General features: G+C 73.9%; 11 protein-coding genes, 1 tRNA gene and 1 pseudogene. 10 read left to right on the top strand and 3 right to left on the bottom strand.

The window, feature by feature from the left end; genetic code table 11:
• The 7 genes and pseudogenes from GPJ59_RS37750 to GPJ59_RS25150 all read left to right on the top strand — a co-directional run.
• Positions 1 to 302, top strand: a pseudogene (locus tag GPJ59_RS37750) (hypothetical protein); the annotation flags it as partial.
• Positions 299 to 703 (top strand): roadblock/LC7 domain-containing protein, encoded by a 405-nt coding sequence (locus tag GPJ59_RS25175; protein WP_219669976.1) that lies wholly within the window; start codon positions 299 to 301, stop codon positions 701 to 703. The pseudogene GPJ59_RS37750 and the gene GPJ59_RS25175, both read left to right, overlap by 4 nt.
• Positions 703 to 1,167, top strand: a complete 465-nt coding sequence (locus GPJ59_RS25170; RefSeq protein WP_219669975.1) for a DUF742 domain-containing protein — start codon at positions 703 to 705, stop codon at positions 1,165 to 1,167. Before GPJ59_RS25175 ends, GPJ59_RS25170 begins: the two co-directional genes overlap by 1 nt.
• Positions 1,154 to 1,738, top strand: coding sequence for a GTP-binding protein (locus tag GPJ59_RS25165; RefSeq protein WP_219669974.1), 585 nt, complete (start codon positions 1,154 to 1,156; stop codon positions 1,736 to 1,738). The genes GPJ59_RS25170 and GPJ59_RS25165 overlap by 14 nt, the downstream gene beginning before the upstream one ends.
• Before the next feature lie 107 nt (positions 1,739 to 1,845).
• Positions 1,846 to 2,298, top strand: a complete 453-nt coding sequence (locus GPJ59_RS25160; protein ID WP_219669973.1) for a CU044_2847 family protein — start codon at positions 1,846 to 1,848, stop codon at positions 2,296 to 2,298.
• The gene (locus GPJ59_RS25155; protein ID WP_219669972.1) at positions 2,295 to 6,608 is read left to right on the top strand and encodes a serine protease; all 4,314 of its coding nucleotides are present in this window, start codon (positions 2,295 to 2,297) and stop codon (positions 6,606 to 6,608) included. The genes GPJ59_RS25160 and GPJ59_RS25155 overlap by 4 nt, the downstream gene beginning before the upstream one ends.
• Before the next feature lie 222 nt (positions 6,609 to 6,830).
• Positions 6,831 to 8,891 (top strand): phosphocholine-specific phospholipase C, encoded by a 2,061-nt coding sequence (locus GPJ59_RS25150; protein WP_219669971.1) that lies wholly within the window; start codon positions 6,831 to 6,833, stop codon positions 8,889 to 8,891.
• Here GPJ59_RS25150 and GPJ59_RS25145 read toward each other — a convergent pair.
• Positions 8,878 to 9,663 carry a hypothetical protein gene (locus tag GPJ59_RS25145; protein ID WP_219669970.1) on the bottom strand — a complete coding sequence of 262 codons (786 nt, stop codon included), beginning with the start codon at positions 9,661 to 9,663 and terminating at the stop codon, positions 8,878 to 8,880. The genes GPJ59_RS25150 and GPJ59_RS25145 overlap by 14 nt on opposite strands.
• A gap of 95 nt (positions 9,664 to 9,758) precedes the next feature.
• On the opposite strand from GPJ59_RS25145, the gene GPJ59_RS25140 reads away from it, so the two are divergent.
• Together GPJ59_RS25140 and GPJ59_RS25135 are read left to right on the top strand one after the other, a co-directional pair.
• Positions 9,759 to 10,514, top strand: a complete 756-nt coding sequence (locus GPJ59_RS25140; RefSeq protein ID WP_219669969.1) for an alpha/beta fold hydrolase — start codon at positions 9,759 to 9,761, stop codon at positions 10,512 to 10,514.
• Between the two features lie 118 nt (positions 10,515 to 10,632).
• Positions 10,633 to 11,382 (top strand): hypothetical protein, encoded by a 750-nt coding sequence (locus tag GPJ59_RS25135; protein ID WP_308120471.1) that lies wholly within the window; start codon positions 10,633 to 10,635, stop codon positions 11,380 to 11,382.
• Positions 11,383 to 11,430: 48 nt separating this feature from the next.
• Here GPJ59_RS25135 and GPJ59_RS25130 read toward each other — a convergent pair.
• Together GPJ59_RS25130 and GPJ59_RS25125 are read right to left on the bottom strand one after the other, a co-directional pair.
• Positions 11,431 to 11,503: transfer RNA gene (locus tag GPJ59_RS25130), tRNA-His, on the bottom strand.
• 87 nt (positions 11,504 to 11,590) lie between these two features.
• On the bottom strand, positions 11,591 to 12,343 hold the full coding sequence (locus GPJ59_RS25125) for a CTP synthase C-terminal region-related (seleno)protein (RefSeq protein WP_219669968.1): 753 nt from the start codon (positions 12,341 to 12,343) through the stop codon (positions 11,591 to 11,593).
• A 181-nt stretch (positions 12,344 to 12,524) separates the two neighbouring features.
• Here GPJ59_RS25125 and GPJ59_RS25120 point away from each other — a divergent pair.
• Positions 12,525 to 12,801: LysR family transcriptional regulator (locus GPJ59_RS25120; RefSeq protein ID WP_219669967.1), on the top strand; the 277-nt coding region annotated here is incomplete at its 3' end.

Raw genomic sequence — 12,801 nt, 5'->3', positions numbered from 1 at the left:
GCGCCGGGCTGCCCGGCCGCGCCGCACTGCCCAGCCGCCGCCGGCCGGAGCCGGCAACACCCGCACCGGAGGCGGAGCGGGTCCCCGCGCTCCGCCCGGTGCCCAGCGACGGCGGCGCCCGGCCGTCCCTGCCCGAGCGGGTCCCGCAGACCCATATGACGCCGCAGTTGCGCGGGCCCCGCACGGCGGAGCCGGACCGCGGCCCGGACACCGCGACACCCGAAGAGGTGGCCGACGCCTGGGCGGACTACGAACAGGGGACCCAGACAGTGGAAGAAGAGCTCCGAGGGGATCAGCCATGACAACGACGTCCCACGACATGATCTACAGCGTCCTGGACAACAACCTGAGCCGGATCGCCGGCATCCAGGGAGCCGTACTCCTGTCCAACGACGGGATCCGGCTCAGCGACTACCTGCTCGACCAGGACCAGGCGGAGCGCATGGCGGCCGCCGCGTCCGGTGTCGCCGCCACGATGAAGGCGATATCCAGAGAGGTGGACGGCGGCCGGGTCATCCGCCAGCTCGTCGAGATGGACGACCGCTACCTGTGCATCGTCGGGTGCGGGGAGGGCAGCACCCTCATCGTGGTGACCTCCCGCAAGGCGCGCCTCGGGGAGCTGGGCGGCGAGGCCGTACGGACCGCCCAGGCGCTCGGCGAGTGGCTCGGCACCCCGGAGCGCGTCCAGGCGCTCACGAAGTAATGCCGGACGACGAGCCAAAGCCGCAGCCGCCGTTGCAGCTGCCGTCGCACCCGGAGCCGGCGACGGAGCCGGGAGCCGCGCCGGAGCCCGGGCCCAAGGCACCGCCGCCGACGCGGCCCCGGGCCCCGCGCCGGACCCGGCTGTACGCCCTCACCGACGGCCGTACCGCCGCGCCGTGCACCGCCCTCACCATGGACACCACGATCACGGCGGCCGTCGGCGAGGACGCCTACGCCGGGCTGCCCACCGAGTGGCGGGCCGTCCTGGCCCTGTGCCGGCCGCCCGAGGGACGGGCGGTCGCCGAGCTCGCCGCGCGGATGCAGATCCGCCTGACCCCGATGACGCTGCTCCTCGGCGAACTCGCGGACCGCGGCCTGATCCACCACCGGCCTCCCCTGGAGGGGGCCGAGACCACCAACGTCCACCTGCTCATGAGAATCAGGGACAACCTTGCCCGGATATGAGACCCCCGCCGATCAGGCGGCCCCCGTCAAGATCCTCGTCGCCGGGGGGTTCGGCGTGGGCAAGACCACCCTGGTCGAGACGATCTCCGAGATCGAGCCGCTGCGCACCGAGGAGCGGCTGACGGCCGCCGGGGTGGGCGTCGACGACCTCGACGGCATCGAGTCCAAGTCCGTCACCACCGTGGCGATGGACTTCGGCCGCCTCACCCTCACCGATGCCGGAGTGGTGCTGTACCTGTTCGGCACGCCGGGCCAGGAGCGCTTCTGGTTCATGTGGGACGACCTGCTCAGCGGGGCGCTCGGGGCGGTCGTGCTCGTCGACACCCGCCGCCTGGACCGCAGCTTCCCGGCCGTCGACTTCTTCGAGAGCCGCGGCCTGCCCTTCGTGGTCGGCGCCAACTGCTTCCACGGCGAACAGTCCTACACCGCCGAGGAGATCGCGGCGGCCCTGCACCTGAGGAACCCGGACACGCCCGTCCTGGTGCTCGACGCCCGCGTCCGCGACGACGTCAAGGGCGCCCTGCTCGCCCTCCTCGACATGCTGATCACCGAGTCCGCCGCCCTTGCCTGAACCCGCGCGCGTGCCTGAACCGGCGCGCGCCCTCGCCGGGTTGCGGTAGCTTCTGATCGCCGGTCAGGCGGCACAGACGCAACAGGCGGTCTCCGGGAGGGGAAAGCATGGCGTATCTCGTGGAGTTACCCGTGTCCGTCGCCGACGCGGGCGGCGCCCCGCGCACCGACGTGGTGAAGGTCGAGATCGAGCAGGTCGCGGACGGCCTCGTCGAGGTCGCCCGGCCGGGTCAGGTGGTGGCGCGCGCCACGCGCTCGCTCGGCGACATGCTCGCCGGGGTCCGGCCCATCGCGCAGAACTTCGTCGACAGCTTCCGCGGCATGGCGTGCGCCCCCGACGAGATCAGCGTCGAGTTCGGGCTGTCCCTGTCCGCCGAGGCCGACGTGGTGATCAGCAGTACGGCCGCCCAGGCCCACTTCGCCGTCTCGCTCACCTGGAACCGACCCGGCGCCGCGGAACCGGCCCAGCCGGCCGCGACCGCACCGGACGCCGTCGGACCCGCACCGGCCGCACCGGCCCCGGCCAGACCTGCGGCGGGCGGTGCGGAGACCGCGTCGTGAGCACGCCGGCCGGGCGGGCCGGCGAAGGGGCCGGGCCCAAGGCCCTCGACGCCGCGCTGCTGCGCATCCGCGACGGCCGGGGCCGGACCGTGGGGCTGGGCTTCCTGGTCTCTCCCGGCATAGCGCTCACCTGCGCGCACGTCGTGTCCGCCGCGCTGGGGACCCCGTACGACGCCGCGCCCGCGGCCGGCGCCCGGATCCAGGTCGACCTGCCACTGGTGCCGGGGGCCGGGGTGTCCGCGAGCATCGAGAGCTGGGTGCCGCCCCGGCAGGGCGACGACGGGCCCGCGGCCGGTGACGTGGCGGTGCTGCGGCTGAGCACGCCGCTGCCCGGCGCCCGGCCGCTGCGGCTGGTCGAGATCGCCCGGGAGGACGTATGGGCACACCCCGTACGGGCTTTCGGCTTCCCCGCCGGCCGCCCGAACGGCGTGTGGCACGCGGCCGTCCTGCGCGCCCGGCAGACCAGCGGCTGGGTCCAGGCCGACCTGACCGGCCAGGGCTACGCCGTCTCCCGGGGCTTCAGCGGCAGCCCGGTGTGGGACGACCGGCTCGCGGGTGTGGTCGGCATGATGGTGCAGGCCGAGTCCGGGCAGCCCCCGGTGAGCTACCTGATCCCCACCGACGGCCTGCTGGCCGCCTGGCCGGGCCTGCGGGAGCTCGCGCTGCCGCCCTCGCCGTTCCGCAGCCTCCAGGCCTTCCAGGAGGCCGACGCGGACGTCTTCCACGGGCGGGGCCCCGAGAGCGACGCCCTCGCGGCCGCCCTGGGCAGCGAACGATGGGTCACCGTCGTCGGCCCGTCCGGCTCCGGCAAGTCCTCGCTGGCCCTGGCCGGGGTCGTACCGCGCCGCCGGGCCGCCGGCGACGCCGTGGCCGTCTTGCGCCCCTCCGCCGGCACCAGCCCGCTGACCGCCCTGGCCGCCGCACTGCTGCCGCTGCTGGAACCCGGCCTGTCCGGGACCGAACGGCTGGCCCGGCTCCCCGTACTGGCCGGCGTACTGGCCACGGGCGGCCTGGCGGACATCGCGGCCGGGCTGCAGGGCGGGCCGCAGGGGAACACGCGGCTGCTGGTCGTCGTCGACCAGTTCGAGGAGCTGTTCGCACGCGCCGACGAGGCCGTGGAGCAGCTGGTCGGCGTCCTGTACGACGAGGTGCTGCCGCCGTCGGTGCGGGTGCTGACCACGCTGCGCGCCGACTTCCTGGAGGCCGCGCTGGCCCACCCGCGCCTGGGCCGGACCCTCAGCGGCAGCCTGCGCTACCTGGCCCCGCTCGGCCCCGAGGAGCTCCGGGAAGCGGTCACCGCGCCCGTCGACGCCGTCCCCGGCGTGGCCTACGAGCGCCATCTCGTCGAGCGCATCCTGGCCGACGCGGGCGGCGGCCCCGGCGCCCTGCCCCTGCTCGGCTTCACCCTCGACCGGCTGTGGCAGCAGCAGAGCGAGGGCCTGCTGACCCACCAGGCCTACGGCGACCTCGGCGGGGTCACGGGCGCGCTGTCCGCCTACGCGGAGCAGGTCTGGGCCGAGTGCGTGCCGGCGGCGGACGCGGAGGCGGCCCGGCGGCTGTTCACCCGGCTGATCCGGGTGCCGATCGGCTCCGCCGCCGCGACCCGCCGTACCGTGCCGCGCCGGGAGCTGCCCCCCGACGAATGGCGGATCGCGCAGGCCCTCACCGCCACCCGGCTGCTGGTCGCGGCCACCGACGCCGAGGGCACCGAGACCGTGGAGCTCGCCCACGAGGCGCTGATCAGCGGCTGGGACCGGCTGGCGGACCGGGCGACCGACGACCGCTCCTTCCTGGCCTGGCAGGAGACACTGCGGCACGACGTGCGCCGCTGGGAGGCCGGCGGCCACGCCGCCGAACTGCTGCCGTCCGTGGCCGTGTTGACGGCGGCCCGGCCCTGGCTGGACCAGCGCGGCGCCGAACTGACCGACACCGAACGCGACTTCCTGCGCCGCGGCCGCGACCACCACCGCTCCCGCGTCCGCCGGCGCCGGGGATTCCTCTCCGGGGCGGCGGTCGTCGCCGTGCTCGCCCTGCTGTTCGGCGGGCTGTTCGTGTACACCAGCGACCTGGCCCGGGACCGGGAGGCGTACGCCAGTTCCCGCGCCCTGGCACAGGTGGCCCAGGACGACGCGGTCAGCGACCCGGTCCGCAGCGCCATGCTGGCGATGGCGGCGTACGGCACCGCGCCGACCGACGAGGCACGCAACCAGCTGCTGCGCCAGTACCTCACCCACGCCGACGCCGAGCGCCTGCTGTCCGGACTTCCCGGCCCGATCGCGCAGTTCGACACCAGCCGGGACGGCCAGGTGGTCATCGCCCGGTCGACGTCGGGCCGCGCGATGCTCTACACGCACGCCGCCTCGGGCCGCGTGCGCAGCGAACTCCTCGCACCCAAACACGTGATCACCGCCCGGGTCGCGCCGGACGGCCGCCGGGCGCTGTTCGTCGCCGACGACGGCAGCGGCGGCTGGTTCGAGGTGCACCCCGACGCCGACCGGATCGCGGGACCGGTGCACGCGCTGCCGCGGCTGCCGCAGGTGCAGCACTTCGGCGATCCCTCGCGCGGGGTGGCGCTGTCGGGGGACGGCCGCAAGCTCGTCGTGACCACGAAGACCCACCTGGCCTGGTGGGACCTGGACACGGGCACCCCCGGCGGTTCGGTGCCGCTGCCCGGTGAGGCGAACGGCAGTCTCTGGTTCGCACCCGACCACCGGACCCTGCTGGCGGGATTATGGCGCGATGTCAACACCGACGCGGGGTTCCGCCTCGTGGCCTTCGACCTGGCCGGCGGCGCGCCCCGCGAGGTGGTGGCCGAGGCCTCCGACTACCAGCCCTCCGGCGACGGATCCGTGGCCGTGGTCTGCCGAAAGGAGGGCGACGCCGCCGTCCACACCCGCATCCGCGTGGCCGACGGGGCCCAGGAGGGCGCCCCGTACCGCACGCAGGGGCTGTGCCGGCAGGAGGCGGCCGACGAGACCGGCCGCCACGTCGTCCTCAAGGACGGCACCGACCTCTCACTCGTGGACCTGGAGCAGCAGAAGGTCGTCAGTCAGGCGGAGGCACACGCCGGAACCTCTTCCATGGCCATCCGCCTGGTGTCCGGCGGGGGCAAGCGGCACGTCGTCGCGATGAGCCGCGAGAGCTCGTGGATCGCCTACACCCAGATCTGGCCCGCGCCGCAGACCCTCGACGTGGGCCAGCAGCGGCTCACGCTCGACGGGGAGCGGACGATCACCGTCCTCGGGGACGGTTCATCCCTGCAACTGCGGCCCGCTGACTCGCGCGATGACCGGCTGCTGGCCGAGGCGCCGCGGCCGCAGCCGTACTGGTACGACAAGAACGGCCGGATGACGCTGCGCCGGGACGGAAAGCTCTTCGCCGACCGGGACGGGAAGAACACGGTCTCCGTGCGCGAGACCGGCACCCTGCGCCCGACCGCCCGGATCACCGCCGCGATGCCGCCGGAGGACAGCGCGTTCGCCTACGCCTTCCACCGGGACGGGAAGCTGGTGACCACCTCGGGGACCCTGGTACAGCAGTGGGACCCGGCCACCGGCGAGGAACTCGCCCACTTCGACGCCAAGGTCTTCCTTCCCGGAGGCGGGAGCGGGAGCGGGAGCGCGGGTCCGGGCGGTGGTGCGAGCGGTGGCGGTGCGGGTGGTGGCGGCGCGGGCGGCGCCGGCAAGCAGGACACATCGGCGCCGTCCGTGCGCGCCGTCGCCTATCCGGTCGACGACCAGGTGGCCGTGCTCGTGCCCGGCGCCACCGAAGTGCGCGTCGTCGACCTGACCTCGGGCCGCACCGTGGCCACGGTGCCGGTCGCCGAGGACACGATCGGCATCCAGTTCGACCCCTCCCGCCGGTACTTCGCGCTGCTGCGCAGCGGCGGGATCATCGAACTGTGGCGCCGGGACCCGCTGCGCAGGGAGCTGGGGCCGCTGGCCGGCGTCGGGGACCGGACCGGCACGCAGTACGTCGCGAGCTTCCTCGACGGCGAGGGCCGCTACGTGGTGGCCGCCCAGAGCACCATCCGGATCTACCGGGTGGGCGACCGGTCGTACGTGGACGCCTACGACTTCGGCCGGTCCGATGACACGTACGGTCTCTCCGGCGGCTACGAGTTCATGGACCTCTCGGCCGACGCCAGGACGACCGTCTACATCAGCCCGAAGCGCTCCGGCGGCCCCCTCCGCCTCGACCCCGCCCTCTGGCAGCGCGAGCTGTGCCGGATCATCGGGGACCGCGCGTTCACGGCCGACGAGAGACGGAGTCTGCCGGTCCGGGTGCCGGACCGGCAGGTGTGCCCGTGACCGGGGCTCGGCAACAACGCCTTCCACCGCGCCCGGTGGCAGGTCCGCCCTGGGCTCCACCCCGGCTCGACCGGGGCTCCGGCGCAGGCGCCGGGCGGTGCGCGCCCGGCGTTCGCCGGTTGTACGACGAACGGTCATGGCGGGGCCCCCGGGCAGTCCCCCGGAGGCGCTGTCCTTGGGGCGCCCCTCGACACCCCCTCACCCCGCAGAGGTCGTCACCCCATGGCAGAACTCAACCGTCGCCGCTTCCTGCAGATCGCGGGCGGTACCGCCGCCCTGACGATGCTGAACGAGAGCATCGCTCGCGCAGCGGCCATCCCCGCGCAGGGCACCACCGGGACCATCCAGGACATCGAGCACATCGTGGTCCTGATGCAGGAGAATCGTTCCTTCGACCACTACTTCGGCACGATGAAGGGCGTACGCGGCTTCGGCGACCCGCGGCCCGTGCTCCAGGACAACGGGAAGTCCGTCTTCCACCAGTCCAACGGCACCAAGGACATCCTGCCCTTCCGCCCCCAGGTGACGGACCTCGGCAGCCAGTTCCTGACCGGACTGGACCACGACTGGGCCGGCGGCCACCAGGCCTACAACAACGGCAAGTACGACAAGTGGGTGCCGGCCAAGACCGCCACCACCATGACGTACAACAAGCGCCAGGACATCCCGTTCCACTTCGCCCTCGCCGACGCCTTCACCGTCTGCGACGCCTACCACTGCTCCTTCATCGGCGCGACCGACCCCAACCGCTACTACCTCTGGTCGGGCCACACCGGCAACGACGGCACCGGCGGCGGCCCGGTCCTCGGCAACCAGGAGCTCGGCTACGGCTGGACGACGTACCCCGAGCGGCTGGAGGCGGCCGGAGTCTCCTGGAAGGTCTACCAGGACATCGGCGACGGCCTCGACGCCGCCGGCCACTGGGGCTGGATCAACGACGCCTTCCGCGGCAACTACGGCGACAACTCCCTGCTGTACTTCAACAGCTTCCGTAACGCCCAGCCCGGCAGCCCGCTCTACGAGAAGGCCCGCCGCGGTACGAACGCCAAGGCCGGCGAGGGCCTGTTCGACCGGCTGCGCGCCGACGCGACCGCCGGCCGGCTCCCGCAGGTCTCCTGGATCGCCGCCCCCGAGGCCTTCAGCGAGCACTCCAACTGGCCGTCGAACTTCGGCGCCTGGTACATCTCGCAGGTCCTCGACGCGCTGACCGCGAACCCCGACGTGTGGGCGAAGACCGCCCTGTTCCTCACCTACGACGAGAACGACGGCTTCTTCGACCACGTCGTCCCGCCGTACCCGCCGGCCTCCGCCGCCTGGGGCCTGTCCACCGCGGACGTCTCCCTCGACCTCTACAAGGGCGGCAGCGGATACGCGGCCGGCCCGTACGGCCTCGGCCCGCGCGTCCCGATGATCGTCGTCTCGCCCTGGAGCAAGGGCGGCTACGTCTGCTCCGAGACCTTCGACCACACCTCCGTCATCCGCTTCATGGAGAAGCGCTTCGGCGTGCGCGAGCCCAACATCTCCCCCTGGCGCCGGGCCGTCTGCGGCGACCTGAGCTCCGCCTTCGACTTCACCACCACCGACCCCGCCCCGGCCGCGCTGCCGCCCACCGCCGGCTACCTGCCCCCGGACCACGACCGGCACAGCAGCTACTACCCGACCCCGCCCGCGAGCGGCGCGCTGCCCGCCCAGGAGGCCGGCAGCAAGCCCACCCGCGCGCTGGGCTACGCCCCGTACGTGGACGGCGCCCGCACCACCTCCACCGGCAAGTTCACCCTGACCTTCGCCTCCGGACCCACCCTGGGCGCCCACTTCCACAGCACCTCGGGCAACCGCACCGACGGCCCCTGGCCGTACACCGTCGAGGCCGGCAAGACCCTGTCGGACACCTGGAGCACCAGTAGCTCCACCGGCAACCAGATCAACCTCACCGTCTGGGGCCCCAACGGCTTCCTGCGCACCTTCAAGGGCCCGGTCAAGAAGGCCGGCCCCGAGGTCACCGCCCGCCACAACGGGACCACCGGCAACCTTGACCTGAAGCTGACCAACGGGGGCACGTCCGCGGTCAACCTGACGGTGACCAACGCCTACGGCGGCTCCTCCCAGACCCTGCGGGTCGCCGCCGGCGGCACCGTCACCCACACGGTGGACCTGCGCACCACCGGCCGCTGGTACGACGTCAAGGTCGTCTCCGACCTCGACACAACGTTCCTGCGCCGCTTCGCCGGCCACGTCGAAACGGGCGCCCCGGGCATCTCCGACCCGGCGATCAGGACCGTCTGACCCGGTCCTCCGGCGCGCGTAGCAGCCGCCGCTCCAGCACCGCGAGGTCGCCGGGGCGGTGGCTGCGCGCATGCCGCAGCAGCAGGTTCCGGGCGGTCTCGGGAACCCGGCGCCGCTTCGGGTGCCGGGTGGTGAAGTGCTCGCCCGCGAAGAACCGCACGGCTCCCTCCAGCCCGACCCGGTCCGTCTCCCGTACCGCCCAGGCCAGTTCCTCCGTCGGCCGCCCGGCCAGCAGCCGCTCCGGGGCGAGCTCCGCCAGCAGCCGAGCCGCGTCGGCCGGCCGGTCCCGTACGCCGCCCAGCCAGCGGAACACCCGGCCCAGCGGAACCCCGCGGGCCGTCTCCGGCCCGGGCTCGGTGCCGGCCGCGAGCGCCGCGGCGTACGCGCGCAGCCCCTCGGGCGCCTCGGCCACCCAGCGCGCCCGGTGCCGGGCCGGGAGCCCGGCAGGGTCGAGGGGGTCCAGCAGGCGGCGTACGGGGGGCAGTTCGGGGCCGTCACGGCCGGCCTCGTCGTGCCAGGCCCGGTCGTGCGCCCGCAGCGAGCGGATCTTCTGCCCGCCGGCGTCGTACAGCGTCACCGCGGCGGTCGTCTCCACGCACATGCACTCGAAGCCGTCGGCGGCCGGCGGCCGGTCCGGCAGGGCCGCCAGCACCTCACGGATCTCGGCCGGGTCGACGATCTCGTAGGAGCGCGGGTGGAAGGGATGACGGGCACCGTCCGGGCGCGCGAAGTCCCCCGCGGTGATCCGCGCCGTGCGCGATATCGGCTTCACGGTGTGAGTTTAGGCCTGCTGGGCAGAACGTACGGCGACCCGTACGGCGCCCCGTACGCCACCCGCTCAGCCAGCCCGACACCGAGGGAGACCGCATGGCCATCGCCCACCGCAGGATCGGCACCGGACCCGTCCGCGTCATCGTCCTCCACGACTGGTTCGGCACCTCCGCCCACTGGGGGTCGGTGCTCGACCACTTCGACCCCGAGCGGTTCAGCTACGCCTTCCTCGACTACCGGGGCTACGGCGAGCGCCGCGAGGTGCCCGGCCGCTACACCCTGCCCGAGATCGCCGACGACGTCCTCGCCCTCGCCGACGAACTCGGGTGGGACACGTTCTGCCTCGTCGGGCACTCCATGGGCGGCAAGGCGATCCAGCAGGTCCTGGCCCGTGCCCCCGAGCGCGTGGAGCGGCTCGTCGGCCTCGCCCCGGTGCCCGCCGCACCGTACGAGATGGACGACGACACCCGTGCCCTCTTCTACGGGGCGGCCGAGGACCCGGAGAAGCGGCGCGTCATCCTCGACCTCGTCACCGGCCACCGCGCGAGCGGCCACTGGCTGGACGGGATGGTCGCGCACTCCCTGGAGATCTCGCTGCCGGAGGCCTTCGCCGCCTACCTCGCCAGCTGGCAGCAGCTGGACCTGTCGGCGGCGGTCAAGGGCAGCACGGTTCCGGTGCTCGTCCTGGTCGGCGAGTACGACCTCGCGCTCACGGCGGAGGTCATGCAGGCCACGTGGAAGGTCTGGTACCCCGACTGCCGCGTCCACACCCTCCCGGGCAGCGGGCACTACCCGCCGCACGAGACGCCGGTGGCGTTCGTGACGGAGGTGGAGGCGTTCCTCGGGGCGTAGGGGCGCGCGCGTCCGCACCGCACCGGGAGACCGGGAGACCGGGAGACCGGGCATGATCGGTACGGCCGACGCGTTCGGCCGGTACGGCTGCGAAGGACCCGGAAGGACCGAGGAAGACGTGAGCGACAGGGACAAGGACAAGGACAGGGACGGCATGCAGAAGATCGACCGACCCGGACGTCCCGAGAACCTGCCGTCGGCAGAGGTGCTGTGGGCGCGCTGGGCCCTGGTCGCGGTGCTGGAGGCGTCCGCCGCCAAGGAGACGGAGTCCGGCTACCGCGCCGGCACCTGGGTCGACGACGAGGGCCTGCACCTTGACGACGGCGGCTGCACCTGGTGGACGTTCTCCCCGATGGGCGACGGCCGGTACGTCCTGTACGGCGAGGACGAGTCCAGCGCCGTCAAGTGGCACGAGCCGGCCGTCGACATGCTGGCGGGCGGGCCGGACTGGCTGCCGTACGACGAGCTGCGCGACCGGCTCCAGGGCTGGGAGCTGGGCTGCGTGTACTGGTACGAGAACGGCGCCTGGGCGCGGGCCCCGTACCCCGACGGGCTCGACGACGACGGCCTGGACTGCGGCATGAGCCGGTTCGTGGTCCGCGGGGAGGCACTGGCCCTCCTCGCGGAAGCCCGGCGCGAGCGCAGCACCGCCGATGCCGCGGTCACCGTGGCCGACCTGATGGCCGCGGCCGAGGCGTACCGCCTGGCGCCGGAGCTGCTGGCGGCCTTCACGGAGGGTTCGGAGGCGGGGACCCGGGAGCTGCCGGCCATGGGTCGCTCCCTGGCCCTGGCGGGCCTGGTCGGCCCGGCGGCCGAGCCCGCTGCCGTCGCCGCGCCCGCCGCGTCCGCGTCCGCGTCCGCGCAGTGAAAAACCCGGAGGGGTACGAGGAAACCTCGTACCCCTCCGGGATCACAGGGTGAGTGACGGGACTCGAACCCGCGGCCACCTGGACCACAACCAGGTGCTCTACCAGCTGAGCTACACCCACCACGACGGGCGGCGTACCGCCCGTTCGATGTGCACGCACAGCATAGCGGATCAGCGGGACCGCTCCGCGCCGGGATGTGGAGGGCGGTCACCCGGCGGAGGGACGGGAAACCCGACGGGAGGCGGTGCCGGCGGCGTGGGCGACGGCCGCCGCGGCCAGCCCCCGCACGATCGCATGGGGCCGGGTCCCGTCCCCGGCCAGCTCGGGCTGGAAGAGGGTGGCGACGAAGAAGGGGTGCCCGGGCAGCTCCACGATCCGTACCTGCCCGTCCTCGTCGTGGCCCGACAGGCGCAGCCCGTGCGCGGCCAGCGCCGGCAGGTGCCGGGCGACGGGCCCGTACGCGCAGTGGTAGCGCTCCGTGGACCGCTCGGCGCCCAGCAGCGCCTCGGCCAGCGAGCCCGGCTCCGCCCGGACGATCCCCTCGTGGCCGACGAGCGAACAGGCGAGCGGGGCGATCAGCGGGTCCTCACCGTCGGGCTCGTTCTCGGCGTGCGTCGCCCCGGCGATCCCGCACACGGTGCGGGCGTACTCCAGCAGCGCGTGCTGGAACCCGCCACACGTCCCGAGGAACGGCACCCCGCCCTCCCGCGCGGCCCGCACGGCGGCCAGCGCCCCGGCCTCACTGACGTACGGGCTCCCGGGCAGCACCCACACGGCATCGAACGCGCCGAACGCCTCGGTCTCGGCGTCGGGGGTCGGCACCCAGTAGGCGTCGAGCACGAGCCCGTCGCGCTCGGCGAGGGCGTCGAGAAGCCCGGGGATCCGTGCGTGGGAGACGACGTGCGGCGAACGGTCCCCGACGAGGGCGATCTTGGCTACGGGTGCGGTGGTGGTGGTCATGGACCCATGGTGGAGGCGCCCCGGCCTTCAGCGCCAACGATTGTTTGTGCATGGTCGATAAGCACTGCTGATGAGGGTTGTTGATCTTGTCCACTACGGTCCGGTCCGGATCGGCTTGGCTTGGCCTGGCGCCGGGGTGGCCGGGCTCGGCCGCCCCGGTGGGGATCGGCATGCTGGGGGCATGGATCCGCATCTGCTCCGTACGTTCGTCGCCGTGGCGCGGCTCGCTTCCTTCTCCGGCGCCGCGCGGGAACTCGGGTACACCCAGTCCGCCGTGTCGCAGCACATCGCCGCCCTGGAGGGTGACCTGCGGACCGAGCTGCTGACCCGGCGCCCCGTGCGGCCCACCCCCGCCGGCACGCGCCTGCTGGAGCATGCCGGGCCGCTGCTGCTGCGGCTCGACGCCGCGCGGGCGGACGTGGCGCGGATGGCCGGCCCGCCGCTCGACCGGGTCGTGC

This window comes from Streptomyces bambusae, from assembly GCF_019400985.1.
GTDB classification, from domain to species: domain Bacteria; phylum Actinomycetota; class Actinomycetes; order Streptomycetales; family Streptomycetaceae; genus Streptomyces; species Streptomyces bambusae_A.
Note: the sequence above shows the minus strand (reverse complement) of the source record. Positions and strands in the feature narration are given on the sequence as shown.

Bases quoted from the DNA above. Each gene is read 5' to 3' on its own strand.
- GPJ59_RS25175 (WP_219669976.1), top strand. From the start codon at position 299: ATGACAACGACGTCCCACGACATGATCTACAGCGTCCTGGACAACAAC.
- GPJ59_RS25125 (WP_219669968.1), bottom strand. From the start codon at position 12,343: ATGACCACCACCACCGCACCCGTAGCCAAGATCGCCCTCGTCGGGGAC.
- GPJ59_RS25170 (WP_219669975.1), top strand. From the start codon at position 703: ATGCCGGACGACGAGCCAAAGCCGCAGCCGCCGTTGCAGCTGCCGTCG.
- GPJ59_RS25160 (WP_219669973.1), top strand. From the start codon at position 1,846: ATGGCGTATCTCGTGGAGTTACCCGTGTCCGTCGCCGACGCGGGCGGC.
- GPJ59_RS25140 (WP_219669969.1), top strand. From the start codon at position 9,759: ATGGCCATCGCCCACCGCAGGATCGGCACCGGACCCGTCCGCGTCATC.
- GPJ59_RS25150 (WP_219669971.1), top strand. From the start codon at position 6,831: ATGGCAGAACTCAACCGTCGCCGCTTCCTGCAGATCGCGGGCGGTACC.